Annotated in this window: 21 protein-coding genes; 2 read left to right on the forward strand and 19 right to left on the reverse strand. The window is 53.1% G+C overall.

Annotation, left to right across the window (positions count from 1 at the left end; all coding sequences use genetic code 11):
• Positions 1-165: 165 nt before the first annotated feature.
• From recA to mltB, 3 genes are all read right to left on the reverse strand, one after another.
• The gene (recA, locus tag J1785_RS23330) at positions 166-1,230 is read right to left on the reverse strand and encodes a recombinase RecA (RefSeq protein WP_095923507.1); all 1,065 of its coding nucleotides are present in this window, start codon (positions 1,228-1,230) and stop codon (positions 166-168) included.
• A 107-nt stretch (positions 1,231-1,337) separates the two neighbouring features.
• Positions 1,338-1,832: a nicotinamide-nucleotide amidase gene (pncC, locus tag J1785_RS23335; RefSeq protein WP_129954598.1), complete on the reverse strand. Its 495-nt coding sequence runs from the start codon at positions 1,830-1,832 to the stop codon at positions 1,338-1,340.
• Between the two features lie 162 nt (positions 1,833-1,994).
• Positions 1,995-3,098 carry a lytic murein transglycosylase B gene (gene mltB / locus J1785_RS23340; protein WP_129954597.1) on the reverse strand — a complete coding sequence of 368 codons (1,104 nt, stop codon included), beginning with the start codon at positions 3,096-3,098 and terminating at the stop codon, positions 1,995-1,997.
• Positions 3,099-3,360: 262 nt separating this feature from the next.
• On the opposite strand from mltB, the gene mutS reads away from it, so the two are divergent.
• A complete protein-coding gene (gene mutS / locus J1785_RS23345) occupies positions 3,361-5,907 on the forward strand; it encodes a DNA mismatch repair protein MutS (protein WP_217220899.1) in 2,547 nt (848 codons plus the stop codon).
• A gap of 111 nt (positions 5,908-6,018) precedes the next feature.
• On the opposite strand, the gene rpoS is transcribed toward mutS, so the two are convergent.
• From rpoS to cysG, 13 genes are all read right to left on the reverse strand, one after another.
• Positions 6,019-7,005 carry an RNA polymerase sigma factor RpoS gene (gene rpoS, locus J1785_RS23350; protein ID WP_013574019.1) on the reverse strand — a complete coding sequence of 329 codons (987 nt, stop codon included), beginning with the start codon at positions 7,003-7,005 and terminating at the stop codon, positions 6,019-6,021.
• A 51-nt stretch (positions 7,006-7,056) separates the two neighbouring features.
• Positions 7,057-8,079 (reverse strand): murein hydrolase activator NlpD, encoded by a 1,023-nt coding sequence (gene nlpD, locus J1785_RS23355; RefSeq protein ID WP_129954596.1) that lies wholly within the window; start codon positions 8,077-8,079, stop codon positions 7,057-7,059.
• A 242-nt stretch (positions 8,080-8,321) separates the two neighbouring features.
• Positions 8,322-8,948: a protein-L-isoaspartate(D-aspartate) O-methyltransferase gene (locus tag J1785_RS23360; protein WP_129954595.1), complete on the reverse strand. Its 627-nt coding sequence runs from the start codon at positions 8,946-8,948 to the stop codon at positions 8,322-8,324.
• Positions 8,938-9,702, reverse strand: a complete 765-nt coding sequence (gene surE / locus J1785_RS23365) for a 5'/3'-nucleotidase SurE (RefSeq protein ID WP_165383757.1) — start codon at positions 9,700-9,702, stop codon at positions 8,938-8,940. Before surE ends, J1785_RS23360 begins: the two co-directional genes overlap by 11 nt.
• Positions 9,683-10,729, reverse strand: coding sequence for a tRNA pseudouridine(13) synthase TruD (truD, locus tag J1785_RS23370; protein ID WP_217220901.1), 1,047 nt, complete (start codon positions 10,727-10,729; stop codon positions 9,683-9,685). The genes surE and truD overlap by 20 nt, the downstream gene beginning before the upstream one ends.
• Positions 10,730-10,751: 22 nt before the next feature.
• A complete protein-coding gene (gene ispF / locus J1785_RS23375) occupies positions 10,752-11,225 on the reverse strand; it encodes a 2-C-methyl-D-erythritol 2,4-cyclodiphosphate synthase (protein ID WP_129954593.1) in 474 nt (157 codons plus the stop codon).
• Positions 11,225-11,944: a 2-C-methyl-D-erythritol 4-phosphate cytidylyltransferase gene (gene ispD / locus J1785_RS23380; protein WP_129991591.1), complete on the reverse strand. Its 720-nt coding sequence runs from the start codon at positions 11,942-11,944 to the stop codon at positions 11,225-11,227. The genes ispF and ispD overlap by 1 nt, the downstream gene beginning before the upstream one ends.
• Positions 11,945-11,946: 2 nt before the next feature.
• Positions 11,947-12,267, reverse strand: a complete 321-nt coding sequence (gene ftsB / locus J1785_RS23385) for a cell division protein FtsB (protein WP_013574012.1) — start codon at positions 12,265-12,267, stop codon at positions 11,947-11,949.
• Between the two features lie 167 nt (positions 12,268-12,434).
• Positions 12,435-12,815: a DUF3561 family protein gene (locus tag J1785_RS23390; RefSeq protein WP_129954589.1), complete on the reverse strand. Its 381-nt coding sequence runs from the start codon at positions 12,813-12,815 to the stop codon at positions 12,435-12,437.
• 59 nt (positions 12,816-12,874) lie between these two features.
• Positions 12,875-13,498 carry an adenylyl-sulfate kinase gene (cysC, locus tag J1785_RS23395; RefSeq protein ID WP_129954587.1) on the reverse strand — a complete coding sequence of 208 codons (624 nt, stop codon included), beginning with the start codon at positions 13,496-13,498 and terminating at the stop codon, positions 12,875-12,877.
• A 1-nt stretch (position 13,499) separates the two neighbouring features.
• Complete coding sequence (gene cysN, locus J1785_RS23400) at positions 13,500-14,927, reverse strand: sulfate adenylyltransferase subunit CysN (protein ID WP_217220893.1); 1,428 nt, start codon at positions 14,925-14,927, stop codon at positions 13,500-13,502.
• A 13-nt stretch (positions 14,928-14,940) separates the two neighbouring features.
• Complete coding sequence (cysD, locus tag J1785_RS23405) at positions 14,941-15,849, reverse strand: sulfate adenylyltransferase subunit CysD (protein WP_101078459.1); 909 nt, start codon at positions 15,847-15,849, stop codon at positions 14,941-14,943.
• A 10-nt stretch (positions 15,850-15,859) separates the two neighbouring features.
• Positions 15,860-17,284 (reverse strand): siroheme synthase CysG, encoded by a 1,425-nt coding sequence (gene cysG / locus J1785_RS23410; RefSeq protein WP_217220895.1) that lies wholly within the window; start codon positions 17,282-17,284, stop codon positions 15,860-15,862.
• A gap of 251 nt (positions 17,285-17,535) precedes the next feature.
• On the opposite strand from cysG, the gene J1785_RS23415 reads away from it, so the two are divergent.
• Complete coding sequence (locus J1785_RS23415; RefSeq protein WP_217220896.1) at positions 17,536-18,573, forward strand: aminopeptidase; 1,038 nt, start codon at positions 17,536-17,538, stop codon at positions 18,571-18,573.
• 159 nt (positions 18,574-18,732) lie between these two features.
• Here J1785_RS23415 and J1785_RS23420 read toward each other — a convergent pair whose 3' ends face one another.
• The 3 genes from J1785_RS23420 to cysJ all read right to left on the reverse strand — a co-directional run bounded on the left by J1785_RS23420 (position 18,733) and on the right by cysJ (position 23,179).
• Positions 18,733-19,470 (reverse strand): phosphoadenylyl-sulfate reductase, encoded by a 738-nt coding sequence (locus J1785_RS23420; RefSeq protein WP_129954579.1) that lies wholly within the window; start codon positions 19,468-19,470, stop codon positions 18,733-18,735.
• 24 nt (positions 19,471-19,494) lie between these two features.
• The gene (gene cysI, locus J1785_RS23425) at positions 19,495-21,231 is read right to left on the reverse strand and encodes an assimilatory sulfite reductase (NADPH) hemoprotein subunit (RefSeq protein WP_129954634.1); all 1,737 of its coding nucleotides are present in this window, start codon (positions 21,229-21,231) and stop codon (positions 19,495-19,497) included.
• 145 nt (positions 21,232-21,376) lie between these two features.
• The gene (cysJ, locus tag J1785_RS23430) at positions 21,377-23,179 is read right to left on the reverse strand and encodes an NADPH-dependent assimilatory sulfite reductase flavoprotein subunit (RefSeq protein WP_217220897.1); all 1,803 of its coding nucleotides are present in this window, start codon (positions 23,177-23,179) and stop codon (positions 21,377-21,379) included.
• Positions 23,180-23,465 lie beyond the last annotated feature (286 nt).

Below are 23,465 nucleotides of genomic sequence, written 5' to 3' on the forward strand. Positions count from 1 at the left end.
TTTTCAGGTCGATAATTTTTTCATTGGGCGCTTTTTCATCGTGCATAAGGTTTCCCCTGATATGCAAAATGCCAGTCTGGAAACCAGACTGGCATTTTAACGACTTCTGAAAGTCACGGATAACTATCCCCTGCCTTCAAATGTCTCTGTCAGACAACCGCGAAATTAAAATTCTTCGCTGGTTTCCATATTGTCGTCAGCATCTTCAGCAGTGGTCGCAGCACTCAGCTCACCGGTACCGCTCAGCAACATATCACGCAGTTTTTTGTCCAGCTCTGCAGCGACTTTCGGGTTTTCTTTAAGGTAGTTGCAAGAGTTTGCTTTACCCTGACCAATCTTCTCACCGTTGTAGCTGTACCAGGCACCGGCTTTCTCGATCAGTTTGTGCTTCACGCCCAGGTCGATCAGTTCGCCGTTGATATTGATACCTTCGCCGTACATGATCTGGAATTCAGCTTGCTTAAATGGCGCTGCGATTTTGTTCTTTACAACTTTCACACGCGTTTCGCTACCGACAACCACATCACCTTCTTTGATAGCACCAATACGACGGATATCCAGACGTACAGAGGCGTAGAATTTCAGGGCATTACCGCCGGTAGTCGTTTCCGGGTTACCGAACATTACGCCGATTTTCATACGGATCTGGTTGATGAAGATCAGCAGGGTGTTGGCGTTTTTCAGGTTACCGGCAAGCTTACGCATTGCCTGGCTCATCATACGTGCTGCAAGGCCCATATGAGAGTCACCAATTTCGCCTTCGATTTCAGCTTTTGGTGTCAGTGCTGCCACAGAGTCAACGATGATAACGTCAACGGCACCTGAACGGGTCAGCGCATCACAGATTTCGAGCGCCTGCTCTCCGGTATCTGGCTGTGAACACAGCAGGTTATCAATATCTACACCCAGTTTTTTAGCGTAGATAGGGTCCAGCGCATGTTCTGCATCGATGAACGCACAGGTTTTGCCTTCACGCTGTGCAGCCGCGATAACCTGCAAGGTCAGTGTGGTTTTACCGGACGATTCAGGACCATAAATTTCAACAATACGGCCCATTGGCAAGCCGCCAGCACCTAACGCGATATCCAGAGACAAAGAGCCGGTAGAGATCGTTTCGACGTCCATGGAGCGATCTTCCCCCAGACGCATGATGGAGCCTTTACCGAATTGCTTTTCGATCTGGCCCAGTGCTGCAGCTAACGCTTTTTGCTTGTTCTCATCAATAGCCATTTTTACTCCTCGTCTGATACAGGGGAACATCCCGCCTGCATCATTGAATATAATTTATGTACAGGTAATTGGCAGTAATTATACTGTATGCTCATACAGTATCAAGACTAATTTTTAATAAACTCATCCAATGCTGTTTGTAGCGAAAAAACAGCGGCTTGCAAACGCACCGCTTCGCGATCGCCGGAAAAATGCTGTTTAACCATCAGAACATGCCCGTTTTTACCGGCAAAACCAAACCAGACAGTGCCGACAGGTTTTTCTTCGGAACCGCCATCAGGACCGGCAATACCGCTTACCGAAACGGCAACGTCCGCGCCCGCTGCGTGCAGAACACCCACTGCCATTTCATGCACCACCTGCTCACTCACCGCACCATATTGTTCAAGCGTGCTTTCGCGCACACCCAGCAATTCATGCTTGGCCGCATTGCTGTAAGTGACAAATCCGCGATCAAACCAGGCGGAACTGCCAGCAATATCCGTGATGGATTTAGCAATCAGCCCGCCAGTGCAGGATTCTGCGCATGTGATCCATAGTCCGTGTGCTTTAAGCGCAGCGCCGATTTCCACACTCAGCTCATGTAAACGTTTCTCGTCCATATTCCCTCCTGGCAGGTCATCTGAAACTGACCTGATGTTAGCATTTCTCTTCAGGTCTGTGAGTCATGTCGACGCGTTTTGCGCGATGTATTCCGAATTGGCATAAAAACAAAAAAGAAGGGCCGCGTTTTGCGGCCCCCATGAACAATTCCCGAACCGGCATTAACGTGCCGCTTTTACTGCCTCACCTAACTGCCATACCGCCATCGCATAATGAACGCTGTGGTTATAACGGGTAATAGTGTAAAAGTTCGGCAGTCCGTACCAGTACTGATAATTAGTGCCCATATCAAGGCGCAGCAGGCTGGCTTCCTGGTAGTTACCCAGTGAACCCAACGGGCTCAGCCCCGCCGCTTTCAACGTATATAACGGATACTTGGTTTTAAAGCCATTTTCAAGCAAGGGTGCCTGCCCCGCTGCCGGTACCGCAATCGGCGCGCCCTTCGTCCAGCCATGGGCCTTGAAATAATTGGCGACACTGCCGATGGCATCAATGGGATCCCACAGGTTAGCATGACCGTCGCCATTAAAATCGACGGCATAATCTTTATAAGACGAAGGCATAAACTGACCATAGCCCATCGCGCCCGCGAAAGAACCGCGCAGGCTCAGGGGATCGTCGCCTTCACGGCGCGACATCAACAGGAAGGTTTCCAGTTCGCCGGAAAAGTACTCAGCCCGACGCGGATAGGCAAAGGATAAGGTCGCCAGCGCATCAATAATACGGGTTTTACCCATTACGCGCCCCCAGCGGGTTTCCACACCGATAATACCCACAATGATTTCCGGCGGCACGCCGTAAACCTGCTCTGCACGCTGTAACGCATCCTGATATTGATTCCAGAACACCACGCCATTTTGCACGTTATCCGGCGTAATGAATTTACTGCGGTAGCGATTCCACGCCCCGTTCGGCACGGTCGATGGCGGGCCGGAAGGTGCCTGCTGATCCATCAGTCTTAAGACAAAGGCCAGACGCTTAGTCTGCGACAGGACGTCATGCAGTTGCTGACGGTCAAATCCATGCTCGCGTACCATTTTGTCAACAAACTGGTTCATGGCCGGATCATAGGCGAAATCGCCGGTCTGGACGGCACCGGTATGCTCCGGCTGGAGCAGAAAGCCACCGTCAGGCACGGTACTCGCGCTGGCATTTCTTCCATCGGAAAAAGGATTTCGCGGACCTGCAGGCTGAGGTGCGCTTTTATGACTGCTACATGCAGAAAGTATAAGAACCAGGGGAAGAATGACTGCCAGATGGCGCATCGGATATCCGTAACCATGCAAAAAAAGAGGTGCGGATATGGTAGAGCATTATCAAGGCCGAAAAAACTGAAAATCACCGTCTTTACACCACAGCAGAAAGGTTACATTTTCAGATAAGTTGCGTGACGTTACGCAAGTTCAGAACGCAGCGTAGTTTTTTGGCTCTACTCACGTTAGGATCCGTTGTAAAGTCGTTGCCCCAGGCGGTAAGAGCCAACAGGATGATTTAAAATTGAATCAACTCAATGAAAAACAAAACAATATGACCGGACTGGATGCCCACACCCCAATGATGCAGCAATACCTGCGCCTTAAAGCAGAGAACCCGGATGTTCTGCTGTTTTACCGTATGGGTGACTTCTACGAGCTGTTTTATGACGATGCGAAACGCGCATCGCAACTGATGGATATCTCCCTGACCAAACGCGGTGCATCTGCCGGTGAGCCGATCCCGATGGCAGGTGTGCCTTATCATGCAGTAGAAGGTTACCTGGCGAAGCTGGTCCAGCTCGGTGAATCCGTTGCGATTGCTGAACAAATTGGCGACCCGGCACTGAGCAAAGGGCCGGTTGAACGCAAAGTGGTACGCATCGTCACGCCAGGCACCGTCAGTGACGAAGCATTACTGAGCGAGCGTTACGATAACCTGCTGGCGGCGATCTGGCAGGACGGACGCGGGTTTGGTTACGCCACGCTGGATATCAGTTCCGGACGTTTCCGCGTCGCACAGCCTGATGATCCGGAAACCATGGCGGCCGAATTACAACGCACCAATCCGGCGGAGTTACTCTACCCGGAAAGCTTTGAAGCCATGTCGCTGATTTCTTCCCGCCGTGGCCTGCGCCGCCGTCCGATGTGGGAATTCGAGCTGGAAACTGCCAAACAGCAGCTGAACCTGCAATTTGGCACACGCGATTTAAGCGGCTTCGGCGTTGAGCAGGCCACTCAGGCACTGCGCGCTGCCGGTTGTCTGCTGCAATACGTTAAGGATACCCAGCGTACTGCCCTGCCGCATATCCGGGGCGTCACGATGGAACGCCAGCAGGACGGTATCATTATGGATGCGGCTACCCGCCGTAACCTGGAACTGACGCAAAATCTGGCCGGTGGTATAGAAAATACGCTGGCGGCCGTGCTCGATCAGGCTGTCACGCCGATGGGCAGCCGCATGCTCAAACGCTGGATCCACATGCCAAGCCGCGATATCAAATTGCTGACACATCGCCAGCAGGCGATCGGTGCATTGCAGGATCTCACGGCAGATCTGCAACCGGTACTGCGACAGGTCGGCGACCTCGAACGTATACTGGCACGGCTCGCATTGCGCAGCGCCCGCCCGCGTGACCTGGCTCGTATGCGTCATGCGATGCAGCAACTGCCGGAAATCCGGGAAATATTGCAGGAAACCGACGCCGCACATGTAAAAACACTGGTCGGACAAACCGGTGAGTTCACCGAACTGGTGGAACTGCTCGAGCGCGCAATCATCGAAACGCCGCCGGTTCTGGTACGTGATGGCGGTGTAATCGCACCGGGCTACAATGCCGAGCTGGATGAATGGCGAGCCCTGGCAGACGGCGCGACCGATTATCTCGACAGATTAGAGATCCGCGAACGCGAGAAACTGGGGCTGGATACGCTGAAAGTCGGTTTCAACGGCGTGCATGGTTATTACATTCAGGTCAGCCGCGGTCAGAGCCATCTGGTGCCGATCCACTATGTCCGTCGCCAGACGCTCAAAAACGCTGAGCGCTACATCATTCCTGAGTTGAAAGAGTACGAAGACAAAGTGCTGACTTCAAAAGGCAAAGCCTTGTCTCTGGAAAAAGCGCTGTACGAAGAGCTGTTCGATCTACTGATGCCACACCTGTCCGCATTACAGCAAAGCGCCAGTGCACTGGCGGAACTGGATGTTCTGAGCAACCTGGCAGAACGTGCGTACACATTGAATTACGCCTGTCCGACGATGAGTGAAAAACCGGGCATTAATATTACCGGTGGCCGCCATCCTGTGGTTGAACAGGTACTGAGCGAACCGTTTATTTCCAACCCGCTGAATATGTCTCCGGCACGGCGCATGCTGATCATCACCGGTCCGAATATGGGCGGTAAAAGTACCTATATGCGTCAGGCGGCGCTGATCGTCCTGATGGCGCATATCGGCAGCTATGTGCCCGCAGAAACCGCTGTTATCGGGCCTGTGGATCGCATTTTTACCCGTGTCGGTGCGGCGGACGATCTGGCTTCGGGGCGTTCTACCTTTATGGTGGAAATGACCGAAACCGCCAATATCCTCCATAACGCCACCGAAAACAGTCTGGTATTGATGGATGAAATCGGGAGAGGGACGTCAACGTATGATGGTTTGTCGCTGGCATGGGCGTGTGCGGAAAATCTCGCCAGCCGTATTAAAGCCATGACGCTGTTCGCCACCCATTATTTCGAGCTGACTACCCTGCCGGAAAAAATGGAAGGCACGGTCAATGTTCATCTGGATGCTATTGAACACGGCGACACGATCGCCTTTATGCACAGCGTACAGGATGGCGCGGCCAGCAAGAGTTACGGTCTGGCCGTTGCGGCGCTGGCGGGTGTTCCGCGAGATGTGATTAAGCGTGCGCGTCAGAAACTGAAAGAGCTGGAAACGTTGTCCAACAACGCTGCAGCCAGCAAAGTCGATGGCCCGCAATTGGCATTACTGACGGAAGAAGTGTCTCCGGCGGTTGAAGCGCTGGAATCTCTCGATGCAGATTCTCTGTCGCCACGTCAGGCGCTGGAATGGATATATCGTCTGAAAGATATGGTGTAGATATCCGCTGGTCAGAACAGGAAGCATAAAAAAACGGTGGGATTGACCCACCGTTTTTATGTGTTGTTCTTACAGGATAGAACATGATGCAACCACTGCCCGGCGAATAAGTTATTCGCGGAACAATGCTTCGATGCTCAGTCCCTGCCCCTGCAGGATTTCACGCAGGCGACGCAAACCTTCTACCTGAATCTGACGAACACGCTCACGTGTCAGGCCAATCTCGCGGCCTACATCTTCCAGCGTCGCTGCTTCATAGCCTAACAGGCCGAAACGGCGCGCCAGAACTTCACGCTGTTTTGCATTCAACTCGAATAACCACTTAACGATACTTTGTTTCATATCGTCATCTTGTGTGGTGTCTTCCGGGCCGTTGTCTTTCTCATCCGCCAGAATATCTAACAACGCTTTCTCTGAGTCACCGCCCAACGGAGTATCCACAGAAGTAATGCGTTCATTCAGGCGCAACATACGGCTGACGTCATGTACCGGTTTGTCGAGCTGCTCAGCAATCTCTTCAGCACTCGGTTCATGGTCCAGTTTATGTGCAAGTTCACGTGCAGTACGCAGGTAAACGTTCAGTTCTTTAACGATGTGAATGGGCAAACGGATAGTACGGGTTTGATTCATGATCGCCCGTTCAATCGTCTGACGGATCCACCATGTTGCATAGGTAGAGAAACGGAAACCGCGCTCAGGATCAAATTTTTCAACCGCACGGATCAGACCCAGGTTACCTTCCTCGATCAGATCCAGCAGTGCCAGACCGCGATTACTGTAGCGGCGGGCAATTTTAACCACTAAACGCAGATTACTTTCAATCATACGGCGGCGGGAAGGAACATCTCCCCGCAACGCGCGTCGTGCAAAATAAACTTCCTCTTCTGCAGTAAGCAGAGGGGAATAACCGATTTCACCGAGGTACAGTTGAGTGGCGTCCAGCACTCGTTGGCTTACAGTCTGCGACAACAATTCTTCTTCAGCATCGTTGTCGGCAGTCTCTTCGACTATTGCTTTCTCGTCAAAGGCTTCAGCGCTGTTCTCATCGAAATCTACATCATCATGTAACTCGTTAACTTTCAGCGTATTCTGACTCATAAGCTGCTCCTACCCGTGGTCCCGAGGGCAGAATCGATGCTCTGCCCCGATTTATCGCTGCGGAAGATAACGCAGCGGGTTTACGGATTTCCCCTTGTAACGAATTTCAAAATGCAATCTTACTGAACTGGTTCCGGTGCTACCCATAGTCGCTATTTTTTGTCCCGCCTGCACTTCTTGTTGTTCCCGGACCAGCATTGTATCGTTATGTGCATAGGCGCTCAGGTAATCATCATTGTGTTTAATGATGATCAGATTACCGTAACCGCGAAGAGCATTACCCGCGTAAACCACACGCCCCGAGGCGGTTGCTACGACAGACTGTCCACGCGAACCAGCAATATCGATCCCCTTATTTCCCCCTTCAGAAGCAGAGAAATTATCGATAATTTTCCCGTCAGTCGGCCATTTCCAGGAGGAAACCGGACCGCCATTATTTGTTGAGGTGGCGACGGGAGTGCTGGCTACAGCAACAGGTGTTGTGGTGGTAGTAACTGCACCTGATGAAGGCAACATCCTGCCTACATTCTGTTTACCAGAAGAATCAGAATACGTGGTAGTTGGTTGAGATGCAACCACAGAACCTGTGAGCATGCCCCCGGTTGGAGCTTTCGGAACACCACCATTTGTAGCATCTGCGACCGCTACCGTACCCCCGGTGCTCGCCGCAGAAGAAACGTTATTGATCTGAATTGTCTGGCCAACTTCAAGGCTGTATGGCGCAGGAATATTATTGCGTGCGGCCAGGTCGCGGAAGTCATTGCCCGTGATCCAGGCAATATAGAACAGGGTGTCGCCGCGCTTCACCTGGTAGGTGCTGCCGCTATAACTTCCTTTAGGGATCGAGTTATAGCTGCGGTTGTAAACAATATGTCCGCCGGGTCCGACGGCAGGTGCCATTTGCGGAGCAGAATTCAGAGTATTCTGACTACTATTGCCGCTGTTACCGCCGCCATTGACGCTGCTGATGGGTGCGGATGTCGTTGAATTGTTCGTACATCCCGCCATCCAGGCACTGATAAAAGTACACATTGCAATGCGGCTTAGTGTTTTTATTGGGCTTCCCGTGCTCATATTTCCCCCGTTACGGCAATCTCAGAATATCTCTTTAACCGCGCACACCGCGCCAGCTGGCGCTTTTCGTGTCACCGGACACGGTGCGGGCAGGCAACATACTCATTCAGGTCTTCGCCCGAATGCCGCAGTGCCATAAAAAACTGTAGTGGATGCTATCAACATCGCCAGTACAGCACCATATATCAGTTGTATTTAAATTTTAAGGAGTTAGTCCTGAAGGTACCGGCGTATGGCCGGTGTCAGGCGAGTTCGCCTTTCACCAGCGGGACAAAACGAACAGCTTCGATAGTCTCTGCAACAAACTCACCACCACGCCGGGTGACCCGTTGCAATGTCTGATTTTCTTCGCCCACTGGCAGAATTAATACACCGCCATCATCGAGTTGTTGCAACAGATCTTGAGGTATTTCAGGAGGTGCGGCGGTGACAATAATGGCATCAAACGGGCCACGCGAAGGCCAGCCCTGCCAGCCGTCACCATGACGGGTGGAAACATTATGCAAATCGAGTTGCTTGAGACGTCTTTTCGCCTGCCATTGCAACCCTTTGATGCGCTCAACCGAGAAAACATGCTCAACCAGATGTGCCAGAATGGCCGTCTGATAGCCTGAACCGGTGCCAATTTCCAGCACGCGGGACGAGGGCGTAAGGCGCAATAACTCGGTCATTCTCGCCACGGTATAAGGCTGAGAAATGGTCTGACCGGACCCGATAGGCAACGCCGTGTTTTCGTAAGCTTTATGCTGAAAGGCCTCATCCACGAAACGCTCACGCGGCACAGACTCGATGGCATGCAACAGTTTTTCATCATGAATACCCTGCAGGCGCAGTTGTTCCAGCAGGTTGTACATCGGTTTATTCACCATTCGCGCTCACCCCGGCCTTTTCCAACCATGAGACCACGACATCCTGAGCCGCATAGGCGGTTAAATCCACCTGTAGTGGCGTCACTGAAACATAACCTTGCGCTACAGCAGCAAAATCAGTATCAGGTGCGATATCAAATTTATCTCCCGGCGGGCCTATCCAGTACAAGTCCTGACCCCGCGGGTCCTGCTGACAAAATACCTGCTCGGCCGGATGACGGCTACCGCAACGCGTCACCCTGATCCCTTTGACCTGCGAAAGTGGCAGATCCGGGACGTTAATGTTCAAAATCTTGCCGGTGCGCAAAGGCTCACGTGCCAGTGCCCTGAGGAGCCGGCAGGTGATGATTGCTGCCGTGTCATAATGCTGATGTCCGTCCAGCGACACCGCCAACGCAGGAAAGCCCAGATGGCGTCCTTCCATCGCGGCGGCAACCGTGCCGGAATAGATCACATCGTCGCCCAGATTTGGCCCTGCATTGATGCCAGAAACCACAATATCCGGCTTCGGGCGCATCAGCGTATTCACACCAAGGTACACACAGTCGGTCGGCGTACCGTTAATCACGGCGGTATCACCGTTAGGGTAAGACTGAATACGCAACGGGCCATCCAGCGTCAACGCATTAGATGCACCGCTGCGGTTACGATCAGGGGCCACCAGCTTCACATCAGCAAACTCACGCAGCGCGGACGCCAGCGCCTGTATGCCGGGAGCCAGTACGCCGTCGTCGTTACTCAGTAATATCCGCATCACTTTCATCCAGATTCATCAGTTCACGCACCACGCTGGTGGCATAACTGCCGGCCGGTAACCAGAATTTGAGTTCCAGAGTGACATCATCCCAGCGCTGCCACTGCATCTGCAACGGTTGCAGCATGATGGCACGTCGTGCCGGTTCGACTCGCTCGCGCTTGAGCAGCGACAGTAAATCTCCCTGATCCTTGAGACAGGCCTGTTCATAAACTTCGGCATCTTCGAGTGTGCCCAGCGGGCCATCACCCGGTAAAGGTGCCGTGATCATTAATTCACCGCTTTCAACACGCGGTAACAGCGACACGAACTCTTCGGCTTTCGCAACAAACCAGCTGCCACGGCCGCTGAGTTGCAGGGCATCGCCCAACATCGGCTCACGCACGTAACCTTCAGCCAGACGCTGGCTGGCAACAATGTTGAACATCGCGCTACGGCTGGCGGAAAGATAGAAACTGCGCTTCGCACGTTCTTTGGGACGGGCTTCGTTGGTTGCCCACCGTTTCGCCTGCACCAGATTATTGCCGCCACGGCCAAAACGCTGGGTACCGAAATAGTTCGGTACGCCCTGCCGGGTGATTTTTTCCAGACGTGCTTCAACATCAGCAATATTGCTTAACTGTCGCAGCACCAGTGTAAATGCGTTGCCTTTCAGCGTGCCGATACGCATCTTTTTACGATGGCGCGAGACGCGGACAACTTCGCAGCCTTCGAGGTCAAACTGGCTTAAATCAGGGTCAGCTTTGCCCGGCAAATGCAGGCAAAACCATTGTTCCGTGACCGCATGACGATCCTTGAGACCGGCATAACTGACGTCGCGCGGATGCACTTTGGCGAAACGCGCCAGTTGCTCCGCGACGAATTGGGTATTGCAGCCATTTTTGCGGATCCGCACCAACAGATGTTCACCTTCACCGTCCGGCTCAAAACCCAGATCCTCTTCGACGATAAAGTCTTCGGGATTGGCTTTCAGCTGACCGCTGGCGACAGGCTCACCCAGTAACCAGGTGAGACGGGACATATCTATCATGCGGTAATCTTCCACAACATCATTCCTTAACCAGCAGGGCAACGGCTTCGCAGGCAATACCCTCGCCACGGCCGGTAAAGCCCAGTTGTTCGGTGGTCGTGGCTTTTACATTGACGTCATCCATATGACATTGCAGATCTTCGGCCAGAAACACACGCATCTGCGGGATGTGCGGAGCCATTTTCGGTGCCTGTGCAATGATAGTGATATCCAGATTGCCCAGCTTGTAGCCTTTTGCTCGGATACGGCGGTACGCTTCGCGCAGCAGTTCGCGACTGTCAGCACCTTTGAATGCAGGATCCGTATCCGGGAAAAGCTTGCCGATATCTCCCAGCGCAGCCGCGCCAAGCAGCGCGTCAGTTGCCGCGTGCAAGGCAACATCGCCATCTGAATGCGCCAGTAAACCCAGCGGATAAGGGATACGCACACCACCGATCACCAGCGGGCCTTCTCCGCCAAACTTATGGACATCAAAACCGTGACCGATACGCATTATGCGTTTTCCTCCTGGGATAAGCGGGTTAAATAGAATTCAGCCAGGGCCAGATCTTCTGGTCTGGTGACTTTGATATTATCGGCCCGTGCCGGGATCAGCAAAGGATGAAAACCGCAATATTCCATTGCAGAGGCTTCATCTGTGACCACCGCACCTTCATTGAGTGCACGGCGCAGGCAGGTTTTCAATAATTCGAGCGGAAAAAACTGCGGCGTCAGCGCATGCCACAGATCCTGACGATCCACTGTATGTGCAATTGCTGCCAGACCGGGTTCACCGCGCTTCATGGTGTCACGCACCGGCGCGGCGAGGATCCCGCCGATTTTGCTGGTGGTGGCAATCGCCAGCAGATTATTAAGATCATCAGGATGCAGGCACGGGCGCGCAGCGTCATGCACCAGCACCCAGCCGTTATCTCCGGCAACATCCAGCCCGGCCATAACCGATTCAGCCCGTTCAGCACCGCCTGCCACCACGCGGATACGCGGATCGCTGGCAATGGGAAGTTGGGCGAACTGCGTGTCGTGCGGACTAAGCGCCACGATAACCTGACGGACGCTGCCGCTTTGCAGCAGTGCATAAATTGAATGTTCTATCAGCGTCTTACCGCCGACAGAAAGGTATTGTTTGGGGCATTCGGCCTGCATACGGCTGCCAATACCGGCAGCCGGTAACACAGCGATGACCTCTGGAAGGGAAACTGCGGTATGGCTCATGGCTATTGATTCAGGTTGTTTTGCGAAACGGTGCTGCCCGGCGCACGTTTATTGTCAGGCACCAGACGATAGAAAGTCTCGCCGGGTTTAATCATGCCCAGTTCGTTGCGTGCACGTTCTTCGATCGCTTCCTGACCGCCGTTTAAATCGTCGATTTCTGCGAAAAGTTGATCATTACGTGATTTCAGTTTGCCGTTATTAACTTGTTGCACCTGAACGTCATCATTTACACGTACATAATCGTGAATACCATTCTTACCCAGCCACAGCGAATACTGTAGCCAGCCAAGTAAAATCAGTAATAGCAGTGTTAGTTTGCCCATCCCCGCCCCCTAAAAAAGCTGGACAATCATCCCACAACTTTCCCTCTGACTCCACTGTGGCAAGGTAATTGCCAGTGAGAATCAGACTTACGCACGCAATTATGGGTGAGAATGACACAATGGGTTACATCGTGAAGGGAATTTGCCGGGAAAACCGCCAGAAAAAATCACCAGCCAGACAAGAATGAGAAGACGGTCCAAAACATGCCAATCACACAGATGCCGCTGGCGGCCGAGGTTTTGAACCAGCCACCGCGAAAGAACATGCTTAACGCAATGCCTATCAGTACGGAAACGGGCATCAGCGCCAGGAAGAACGGCCAGGTGTAAAGCAGGAAAAAAAGGGTATTAGAACCATAAACCAGAAAAGGGATCGCAAACGCCAGCCAGTAGAAGACAAAACCGATAAACCCACCCTGCATGGAATAGGACGGTTCTTCGGTATCTGCACTGTCTGTTGTCGTGATCGGCGCACGTGTCCGGAGGCTGATCTCCCCGGTACGATCGACGCGGTTCCGGCTGACAAGTCTGCTCAATAACGCCTGCATAGTTGATCCCTGTATTTCAGTGTAAACCGGCACGCTCTGTGGCGTTTGGCCGGTAACATTCAGGGATTGATAATAGCGCGCTGGCGCATCACTTCTAATAATTGAGGCACCAATTGTGTTACCAATTGTTCACCATCAAGATGCACATCCGGGGTCTCCGGCGGCTGATATTCTGCGTCGATACCGGTGAAGTTTTTCAGTTCACCCGCACGGGCCTTTTTATATAAACCTTTCGGATCACGTGCCTCACAGATAGCCAGCGGCGTATCCACAAATATCTCAACAAACTGACCGTTTTCCAGCAAATCACGCACCATGTCACGCTCGGCGCGGTGAGGTGAAATGAACGCCGTCAGCACGACCAGCCCGGCATCCACCATCAGTTTTGCCACCTCACCCACGCGACGAATATTTTCGCGCCTGTCGTCATCGGTAAAGCCCAGATCACGGCACAGCCCGTGGCGGACATTATCACCATCGAGCAGATAAGTGCTGACCCCCTGCCGGTGCAGCGCTTGCTCGAGCGCACCGGCCACGGTGGATTTCCCTGAGCCCGAAAGCCCGGTAAACCACAGCACCGCACCGCGATGACCCTGCTGCTTTTCACGATCCGCACGTGTCACCGCGTGCGGATGCCAGACAACGTTGTCATCTTTACGTAAAGCGCCATCCGGTGACACCATCTTATTTACCACCCAGTAAATCGCGTGCGCCCCAGTGCGGGAAGTGACGGCAAACCAGGCTGTTCAGTTCCAGCTCAAATGCGCTGTATTTATCCGACTCCTGATACACCTGTTCAATCGCCTCACGCACCAGACCGGCTCCGACAGTGACGTTGGTCAGACGATCGATAAAAATCATGCCGCCGGTCACCGCGTTGCTCTGATAGCTATCCAGCACCAGAGGTTCGTCGAAGGCCAGTTCCACCAGTCCGATACCATTAAGTGGCAGATTTTCAACCACACGCTGAGTCAGTGAGTTAATTTCAACCTGATATTCGATATTCTCAACACGCGCACGGGCTTTCTTACCCCCGACTTTAATGTCATAGCTTTGACCGACGCTCAGTGGCTGCTCAGCCATCCACACAACATCGACTTTGGCATGTTGTACCGGTTTAACCGTTTCTTGCGCATCAACCAGCGTGTCGCCACGGCTGATATCACGTTCATCGGCCAGCACCAGCGTAATGGCATCACCCGCCCAGGCTTCCTGTAAATCACCGTCGAAGGTCACAATGCGTGCCACGGTAGATTCCACACCCGATGGCAACACTTTCACCTTCTGGCCAACACGCACTGAACCCGATGCCAGCGTTCCCGCATAGCCGCGAAAATCGAGGTTCGGGCGGTTAACATACTGCACCGGGAAGCGCATCGGTTGCTGTTCACGGATGTTAATAACGTTGACCGTTTCCAGTACGTCGAGCAGAGTCGGGCCGGTGTACCAACTCATTTTATCTCCCGGCGTGGCGACGTTGTCGCCTTCCAGGGCAGAAAGCGGTACAAATTTGATGTCCAGATCGGTCGGCAGTTGCTGAGCGAAATCCAGATAATCCTGTTTGAATTGCTCGTAAACCGTTTCGCTGTAATCCACCAGATCCATTTTGTTGACGGCTACCACCAGATGACGGATCCCGAGCAATGTCGCAATAAAGCTGTGACGGCGGGTTTGATCCAGCACGCCTTTACGGGCGTCGATCAGCAGGATCGCCAGATCACAAGTCGATGCACCGGTCGCCATATTACGGGTGTACTGTTCGTGCCCCGGGGTATCGGCAATGATGAATTTACGTTTCTCGGTAGAGAAATAACGGTATGCCACATCAATGGTAATACCCTGCTCGCGTTCGGCCTGCAAGCCATCCACCAGCAGTGCCAGATCGAGTTTTTCACCCTGTGTTCCGTGACGTTTGCTGTCGTTATGTAGTGAAGATAACTGATCTTCGTAGATCTGACGGGTGTCATGCAGCAGGCGTCCGATTAAGGTACTTTTGCCATCATCGACGCTGCCGCAGGTCAGAAAGCGCAGCAGGCTTTTGTGTTGCTGAGCGTGCAGGTAAGCTTCAACGCCGCCCTGCTCCGCGATTTGTTGTGCAATTGCGTTATTCATTAGCTGCGGCTCCTTAGAAATACCCTTGACGCTTTTTAAGTTCCATCGACCCGGCCTGATCACGGTCGATCGCGCGTCCCTGGCGTTCACTGGTGGTCGACACCAACATCTCTTCGATGATCTCCGGCAGCGTCTGAGCTTCGGATTCAACAGCCCCGGTCAGCGGCCAGCAACCCAATGTGCGGAAACGCACCATTTTCTTCTCGATCACTTCACCCGGTTGCAGATCGATACGATCGTCATCCACCATCAGTAACATACCGTCACGCTCCAGCACCGGACGTGGCGCGGCCAGATATAACGGAACAATCTCAATATTTTCCAGATAGATGTACTGCCAGATATCCAGCTCAGTCCAGTTGGAGAGCGGAAACACGCGGATGCTTTCACCTTTGTTAATCTGGCCGTTGTAGTTATGCCACAACTCAGGGCGCTGATTTTTGGGATCCCAGCGGTGGAAGCGGTCACGGAACGAATAGATACGTTCTTTGGCACGGGATTTTTCTTCGTCACGGCGCGCGCCGCCGAAAGCGGCATCAAAGCCGTATTTATTCAGCGCCTGTTTCAGACCTTCGGTTTTCATGATATCCGTATGTTTCGCGCTGCCGTGCACGAACGGGTTGATGCCCATCGCCACACCTTCCGGGTTTTTATGCACCAGCAGCTCAAAGCCGTAATTCTTCGCCGTGCGGTCGCGGAATTCATACATTTCGCGGAATTTCCAGCCGGTATCCACATGCAGCAGCGGGAAGGGCAAGGTTCCCGGGAAGAAGGCTTTGCGTGCCAGATGCAGCATCACCGAGGAATCTTTCCCGATGGAATACATCATCACCGGGTTGGCGAATTCAGCAGCCACTTCACGGATGATATGGATACTCTCCGCCTCCAGTTGCCGCAAATGAGTCAGTCGTTTTTCGTCCATAACAGATCCTTTAAGCCAAATTCACAACCGACGGGCGTTGGGTGCCGTCAGTCTCAGGATGATGCCCAAACCAGGCCAGTTGCTGATGAAGTGACACCACTTCACCAATCACCAGTAACGCCGGCGTCGGCGCCTGTTGAGCCAGATGTTCAAGATTATCGAGTGTTCCGGTCAGCACCTGCTGATCAGAACGTGTTCCCCGTCCGATGACCGCAACGGGTGTATGCGCTGCGCGACCATGAGCGATCAATTGCTGGCTGATTTCTGCCGCTTTAAGCGTGCCCATGTAAATCGCCAATGTCTGCTGGCCTTTCGCGAGAGTCTCCCACTGCACGCCGTTATTTTCCGGGCGGCAATGCCCTGTCACGAAGATCACGCTCTGTGCATAATCGCGGTGCGTCAGCGGGATCCCGGCATAAGCTGTCGCGCCGGCAGCAGCGGTTACGCCAGGCACAACCTGGAAAGGAATACCCGCCGACTGCACTGCCTGTAATTCTTCGCCGCCGCGTCCAAAAATAAACGGATCACCGCCTTTGAGGCGCACGACTTTTTTCCCCTGCTGCGCCAGTTCGACCAGCAGACGGTTGGTTTCTTCCTGCGCAACAGAATGGCTGCCCGCACGTTTACCCACACAAATCTTGTCCGCATCGCGGCGCACTAAATCCAGCACTTCTTCGCTGACCAGGTGGTCGTAAAGCACCACATCAGCCTGCTGCATCACCTGCAGCCCGCGAAGGGTGAGCAATCCTGCATCACCGGGCCCGGCACCGACCAGCGTGACATGTCCGCTATGCGAGATGTCTTCCGCATTTTCTAACTGTTGTTGCAGTGCCCGTTCTGCTTCTGCGAGCTTTCCCGCAGAAGCGAGGCTGGCAAAGCGTCCGGCAAATGCATGCTCCCAAAAACGACGACGTGAACGCATGGAGCTGAACTGCGCTTTCACATTTTCACGCCAGCGTCCGGCGATATCGGCCATTTGCCCCAGGCTGTTCGGCAACAGAGTTTCCAGCTTCTCGCGCAGCATTCTGGCGAGTACCGGTGCTTTACCGCTGGAAGAAATCGCCACCACAATCGGCGAACGGTCGACAATCGAAGGGAAAATGAAAGAGCATTTCGGCTGATCATCAACCACGTTAGCCAGCACATGTCGCAGATTAGCTTGCTCAAAAACTTCAGCATTCAGCGCAGCGTCGTCTGTAGCGGCAATCACCAGAAAGACATCGTCGAGCTGTTCCGGCAAAAATGCCTGTGCTGACCAGCTAATTTCGGCGGCCTGTCTGCGTTGTTCCAGCTCGGGAGAAAGTGCCTGTGCGACTATCCGTACTTGCGCACCCGCCCGCAGGAGAAGATCGATTTTGCGGGCAGCGACTTCGCCACCCCCAACAACCAGAACAGGGCGTTGTTTTAGGTCGGCAAATATTGGTAGATAGTCCACGAAAGCCTTAAATGATTATCAGGATTAATAAACAAACTATACGTGCAGGCAATAATTGATCTGAAATGACGAAAAAGAATGATTAGTTACTAAATGGAATATAGCCCGGCAAAAAGAGCGGTTTGGGATAACGGGAAATTGTCTAATCGCGCAGACAATCGCATACTGTATGCCCCAGAAAGACCGCCACACGCGGCCTGTTGTTTGATTGCCTTCCGGTCGTATTGACCGGCAAATAAGGATTTTTGGCTATGTTTTCTTTTTCACGCATGAAACAGACGCTGCTGGCGCTGAGCCTGAGCGGTGTCTGTATGGGTCATGCGATGGCGTCATCCGTCCCGCTTCCGGCGATGGGTATGATCGCCAGTCAGCAAATTCGCCATATCGCGACTTATTTCCCCGGGCGCATGGCCGGCAGCCCGGCAGAGCTGATCGCGGCGGATTATCTGAACCAGCAATTCAACAAATTAGGCTATAAGAGCGATTTACGTGGCTTCGATACCCGTTATCTTTACACCAGCAATACGGGGAAAAAGAACTGGCAAAATATTCACGCCACGTCGGTGATTGCCGCTCGTGCCGGTGAAGTACCACAACAAATCATCGTGATGGCGCATTTAGATACCTATGTGCCGCAAAGTGACAATGATACCAACCACAATCTCGGCGGCCTGACGTTGCAGGGTGTCGATGACAACGCCTCCGGCGTCGGTGTGATGCTTGAGCTGGCCGAACGCATGCAGGCCATCCCGACACACTATAGCCTGCGTTTCGTGGCACTGAGCGCGGAAGAAACCGGCGCTAAAGGTGCGGAAGACTTTGTAAACCGGATGAGCGCTGAAGAGAAGAAAAATACGCTGCTGGTGATCAACATGGATTCGCTGATCACCGGCGACCGGTTGTATTTCAATAGCGGCGAGAATACTTCAGTGGCTGTGGCGAAACTGACCCGGATTAAGGCGCTGAGTATTGCCCGCAGTCTGGGTATTCCGGCACAAAGCCATGAAGGCACACATTGCTGCGATGGCATAAAAGCGCTGGATGACGCGCACCTGCCGCTGCTGAATGTGACGGCGACTAACTTTGCGCTGGGTAAGAAAGACGGCGTGCAGCAACGTGCGATCACCCGCCACTTCCCGCTGGGCAACACCCGTTATCAGAGCCAGTTTGATAGTCTGCAATATCTCGATAAAGCGTTGCCGGGCCGCATTGAGAAGCGCTCGCGCGACACGGTAAAAGTGTTATTCCCGCTGCTGAAGGATCTGGCAAAACCGGCAAAACACGCCTGATTAACTAGGGGTAATTGAGACGCTAATAACAGGAATCCCCTAAATAATTCGGGTTGCAGGCAGGCGGCAAGCGAAGAAGTCCCGATGAGCTGACATGAGTCAGTGATTCGGGCGACTGAACGCAGCCAACGCATCTGCAACCCGAAGTATGACGGGGATTTATTCGTGCAGGCCGCATTCGCGTTTGAGTCCGAAGAATCGCGTATCCTCTTCCTTCATCCCTTCTTCCCATTTTTTCGTCGTATGCGTGTCACCGACGGAAAGATAGCCCTGATCCCACAGCGGGTGATAGCTCAGGCCGTTGTCTTGCAGATAACGGAAAATCTGACGGTTATCCCAGTCAATAATTGGCAGGATTTTAAACACCCCACGTTGTACCGCCAGCACCGGCAGATGCGCACGGCTGCCGGATTGCTCACGACGCAGACCGGCGAACCAGGTCTGCACACCCAGCGTCTGAATCGCCCGATTCATTGGCTCGACTTTGTTGATGTGGTTGTATTTTTCGATACCCTCAACGCCCTGCTCCCACAGTTTGCCGTAACGCGCTTCCTGCCAGGCAGCCGAGTGTTCAGCGCGGAATACCTGCAGGTTCAGGTTTAGCTGTTCAGTTAACGTATCAATAAACTGATACGTCTCCGGAAACAGATAACCGGTATCGGTCAGGATCACCGGAATGTCCGGTTTTTGCTGAGTGACTAAATGCAGACAGACCGCCGCCTGAATGCCGAAGCTGGAAGACAGCGCGAATTCGCCGGGCATGTTTTCCAGCGCCCATTGCACACGCTCCTGCGCGGACAGTTTCTCCAGGCTGACGTTAATTTCCGCCAGCGCCATAGATTGTCCGGACTTCGGCATGTCATTCAGTTCAGCCAGAGTAAGATTCAGCAAACTCATATTGCCTCCAGTCGGTTATCGCGCTTAGTCATAAAAGTCGCGTGCCGGATCCAGCACCGGCTTAATGATCCCGGCGCGGATCACGAAGTCACCAAAGCCTTCACCGGTTTCGCGCTCTTTCGACCAGCGACCGACCAGTTCGTCAATGATGCTCAGGATCTCTGCATCAGAAATATTTTCACGATACATACGCGGAATACGTGTTCCGGCACGGTTACCGCCGAGGTGCAGGTTGTAACGGTTCAACGCCTTCCCTACCAGACCAATTTCCGCCAGCAGCGCACGGCCACAGCCGTTCGGACAACCGGTCACGCGCAGAACGATGTGTTCATCGCCCACACCGTGTCCGTGCATGATGCCTTCCACTTTGGTGACAAATTCAGGCAGGAAACGTTCCGCTTCCGCCATCGCCAGCGGACAGGTCGGATAAGACACACAGGCCATCGAGTTTTTACGTTGCTCAGTGACACTGTCGTCGATCAGGCCGTGATTACGTGCCAGAGTTTCGATCGCATCTTTGTCTTTTTCAGCCACACCGGCCACGATCAGATTCTGATTAGCAGTAAGCCTGAAATCCCCTTTATGGATCTTAGCAATTTCTGCCAGTCCGGTTTTCAGCGGCTTGCCCGGGTAATCGAGAATACGGCCATTTTCGATAAACAGCGTCAGATGCCATTGGTTGTCGATACCTTTTACCCAGCCGATACGGTCGCCGCGACCGGTGAATTCGTAAGGGCGGATATCAGCAAACTGAATACCGGCGCGTTTTTCAACTTCGGCTTTGAATACCGGTACGCCGACGCGTTCCAGCGTGTATTTGGTTTTGGCATTTTTACGGTTGGTGCGGTTACCCCAGTCACGTTGCGTGGTCACCACGGCTTCGGCCACGGCCAGCGTGTGCTCCAGCGGAATAAAGCCCAGTTCGCTGGCCGTACGCGCATAAGTGGCTTTATCACCATGGGCGATAGAAAGCCCGCCGCCGACCAGCACATTGAAACCGACCAGTTTACCGTTATCCGCAATCGCCACGAAGTTCAGGTCGTTGGCGTGCAAATCCACGTCATTTTGTGGCGGGATCACGACCGTTGTTTTGAACTTACGTGGCAGATAAGTCGCACCCAGAATCGGCTCTTCATCGGTGGTTTCAACTTTTTCCTGATCCAGCCACACTTCAGCGTAAGCACGGGTGCGCGGCAGCAGATGCTCGGAAATTTTCTTCGCCCACTGATACGCTTCCTGATGCAGTTCAGATTCCACCGGATTAGACGTACACAATACGTTACGGTTAACGTCATTGGCGGTCGCCAGCGCATCCAGTCCGAGTTTATTGAGCAACTGATGCACCGGTTTAACGTTCGGTTTCAGGATGCCGTGGAACTGGAATGTCTGACGGTTAGTAATACGGATGCTGCCATACAGCGTGCTGTCTTCGGCAAATTTGTCGATCCCCAGCCACTGCGCAGGTGTCATCACTCCGCCCGGCAAGCGGCAACGCAGCATCATGGCGTGGCGCGGTTCCAGTTTCTGTTCAGCGCGTTCAGCACGGATATCACGGTCATCCTGCTGATACATGCCGTGGAAGCGGATCAGCAGGAAGTTGTCACCGTTGAAGCCGCCGGTCAGGCCGTCTTTTAAATCATCGGCAATCGTCCCGCGCAGGAAATTACTTTCCTTCTTCAGACGTTCAGCGTCAGCCAGCGGGGCATCGACGATCAGCGGGCCGGGGCCGGGATTGAGTTCACTCCACAACTTATTGCTCATCATTTTTTCACTCATAACATTATGCCCAAAATCATTCGAGTTGCAGGTAGGCGGCAACTGAAGGAATCCCGATGGGCTGACTCAAGTCAGTGATTCGGGTGATTGAAGGAAGCCAACACCCCTGTAATTTGAAGGATGCAGGGCATTAGTACACATCACGCTGATAACGGCGATCAAGGCGCAATTCACTGAGATATTCGTCGGCCGTTTCCAAATCCATTTCGCCATATTGCGCAATGATTTCCAGTAATGCCTGCTCGACGTCCTTCGCCATACGGTTGGCATCGCCACAAACATACACATGCGCGCCTTCCTGCAACCATTGCCAGACTTCGGCTCCCTGCTCACGCAGTTTGTCCTGTACGTATACTTTTTCAGCCTGATCGCGTGACCATGCCAGGGAGATATTCGTCAGCAGGCCGTCCTTGACGTAACGTTGCCATTCAACCTGATAGAGAAAATCATCGGTAAAGTGCGGGTTACCGAAGAATAACCAGTTTTTGCCGGTAGCTCCGTCGTTATCTCGCTGCTGAATGAAAGCGCGGAACGGCGCAATACCGGTGCCCGGCCCGATCATAATGACCGGCTTTTCAGGATCCGCCGGCAGGCGGAAGTTGTCGTTATGCTCGATGAAAACTTTCACTTCGCCGTCTTCTTCCAGGCGATCGGCCAGGAAACCTGAAGCGCCACCGGAGCGTGAACGCCCGTCGATTTCGTAACGCACCACCCCCACGGTAATATGCACTTCTGTTTCGGTTTCAGCCTGCGAGGAGGCAATCGAATACAGGCGCGGTGTCAGCGGACGCAGTAAATCCACCAGTTGCTGTGCATCCAGCTCCGTCGGTGCGCGGCGGATCATGTCAGCAAACGGTACGGTCTGTGCGTATTGCTGAAGCGCAGGTTTATCGGCCAGAAAACCGGTCAGATGTTCGTCGCGGGACAGCGCGGCGTATTTTTCAATAATCGGTGTCGTGTTCTGGGTCAGTTCAATGTGATGTTGCAGGGCCTGTGAAAGCGGCAGTTTTTTATCGTTCACCTCAACGATTTCATCGCCTTTCAGCCACAGCAGTTCAACGATTTCCTGCACCAGTTGCGGATCGTTTTCAAACCAGATCCCCAGCGCATCGCCCGGCTGGTAACGCAGACCGGAATCGCCGAGATCAATTTCCAGATGACGAACGTCTTTGTCAGAATCGCGGCCGGTAATTTTCTGATTAACGGAAAGTGTCGCGGTCAGCGGCGCTTCTTTCGTATAAGGGCTGCTGTCGACCTGATTCACACTGCCTGCCAGCGTCGGAGCCGCCTGCGCCGCAGTGTCAGCCGGTACGCGCTGTTTGAGCACATCGACAATACGTTTACGCCAGTTTTCGGCGGCTTCTTTATATTCAACGTCAGCATCAACGCGGTCTAACAGGCGTTCTGCCCCCAGTTCGCCCAGACGGGTATCGAAGTCTTTACCCGCCTGACAGAAGAATTCATAAGAGGTATCACCCAGCGCAAACACCGCAAAGGCAGTGTCTTTCATGTTTGGCGCTTTTTTGGATTGCAGGAATTTATGCAGCGCGACCGCTTCTTCCGCCTGCTCGCCTTCGCCCTGAGTAGAGGCCACAATCAGCAGCAGCTTTTCCTGGCCGATTTGTTTGAATTTATAGTCACCGGCATTCACCAGATTAACGTTAATTTTCGCGGCGATCAGGTCATCACGCAGTTGCTCGGCAACACGGCGGGCATTACCCGTTTGCGAGGCGGAAATCAGGGTTACCGACGCGGCAGTCTGTGCCGGAGAAGGCGCTGCAACCGCGCCCGGTTGCTGATTCACCCTGCCCCAGAAATATCCGGACAGCCAGGCCATCTGAGTCGGTGAGTAATCACCAATCGCCGATTGAAGGCGGGCCATTTGCTCGGGGGTCAGCGGGAGCAGTGAAGTTGGAGGAGCCTGAGTCGTCATCGCGGTACGAATTCCCTTATGCAAAAGCAAGTCATCAATCCGGCCCCCTGCGCCTTTTACAGTGTGTTTTCGCGCGGGAAAGACCTTTCAGAGGATGTAGGTTAACGAGGCGGATAATAACAATTAAAGAAGTGATGGAAATAATAAATAACCAAAATGACTAAGAGGATTTAGAGGTAAGGTCTATCTGAAAAAGTGGTAAGCGATGATTTTTATCATACTGAAATCGCTAAAAATTTTCTTCGCTGTTCTCAGGCCATCTGCAAAGTGCCGGATACATAAAGAA

Source organism: Rahnella perminowiae (genome assembly GCF_019049755.1).
GTDB lineage: Bacteria > Pseudomonadota > Gammaproteobacteria > Enterobacterales > Enterobacteriaceae > Rahnella > Rahnella perminowiae.

Excerpts from the sequence above, each read along its gene's own strand:
- J1785_RS23360 (WP_129954595.1), bottom strand. The coding sequence starts at position 8,948 with ATGGTGAATAAACCGATGTACAACCTGCTGGAACAACTGCGCCTGCAG.
- cysC (WP_129954587.1), bottom strand. The coding sequence starts at position 13,498 with ATGGTGTCACCGGATGGCGCTTTACGTAAAGATGACAACGTTGTCTGG.
- J1785_RS23420 (WP_129954579.1), bottom strand. The coding sequence starts at position 19,470 with ATGAGTTTGCTGAATCTTACTCTGGCTGAACTGAATGACATGCCGAAG.
- J1785_RS23415 (WP_217220896.1), top strand. The coding sequence starts at position 17,536 with ATGTTTTCTTTTTCACGCATGAAACAGACGCTGCTGGCGCTGAGCCTG.
- ftsB (WP_013574012.1), bottom strand. The coding sequence starts at position 12,267 with ATGGGCAAACTAACACTGCTATTACTGATTTTACTTGGCTGGCTACAG.
- J1785_RS23390 (WP_129954589.1), bottom strand. The coding sequence starts at position 12,815 with ATGCAGGCGTTATTGAGCAGACTTGTCAGCCGGAACCGCGTCGATCGT.
- cysJ (WP_217220897.1), bottom strand. The coding sequence starts at position 23,179 with ATGACGACTCAGGCTCCTCCAACTTCACTGCTCCCGCTGACCCCCGAG.
- recA (WP_095923507.1), bottom strand. The coding sequence starts at position 1,230 with ATGGCTATTGATGAGAACAAGCAAAAAGCGTTAGCTGCAGCACTGGGC.
- mutS (WP_217220899.1), top strand. The coding sequence starts at position 3,361 with ATGACCGGACTGGATGCCCACACCCCAATGATGCAGCAATACCTGCGC.
- cysI (WP_129954634.1), bottom strand. The coding sequence starts at position 21,231 with ATGAGCAATAAGTTGTGGAGTGAACTCAATCCCGGCCCCGGCCCGCTG.
- cysD (WP_101078459.1), bottom strand. The coding sequence starts at position 15,849 with ATGGACGAAAAACGACTGACTCATTTGCGGCAACTGGAGGCGGAGAGT.
- ispD (WP_129991591.1), bottom strand. The coding sequence starts at position 11,944 with ATGAGCCATACCGCAGTTTCCCTTCCAGAGGTCATCGCTGTGTTACCG.
- ispF (WP_129954593.1), bottom strand. The coding sequence starts at position 11,225 with ATGCGTATCGGTCACGGTTTTGATGTCCATAAGTTTGGCGGAGAAGGC.
- mltB (WP_129954597.1), bottom strand. The coding sequence starts at position 3,098 with ATGCGCCATCTGGCAGTCATTCTTCCCCTGGTTCTTATACTTTCTGCA.
- nlpD (WP_129954596.1), bottom strand. The coding sequence starts at position 8,079 with ATGAGCACGGGAAGCCCAATAAAAACACTAAGCCGCATTGCAATGTGT.
- rpoS (WP_013574019.1), bottom strand. The coding sequence starts at position 7,005 with ATGAGTCAGAATACGCTGAAAGTTAACGAGTTACATGATGATGTAGAT.
- surE (WP_165383757.1), bottom strand. The coding sequence starts at position 9,702 with ATGCGGATATTACTGAGTAACGACGACGGCGTACTGGCTCCCGGCATA.
- pncC (WP_129954598.1), bottom strand. The coding sequence starts at position 1,832 with ATGGACGAGAAACGTTTACATGAGCTGAGTGTGGAAATCGGCGCTGCG.
- cysN (WP_217220893.1), bottom strand. The coding sequence starts at position 14,927 with ATGAATAACGCAATTGCACAACAAATCGCGGAGCAGGGCGGCGTTGAA.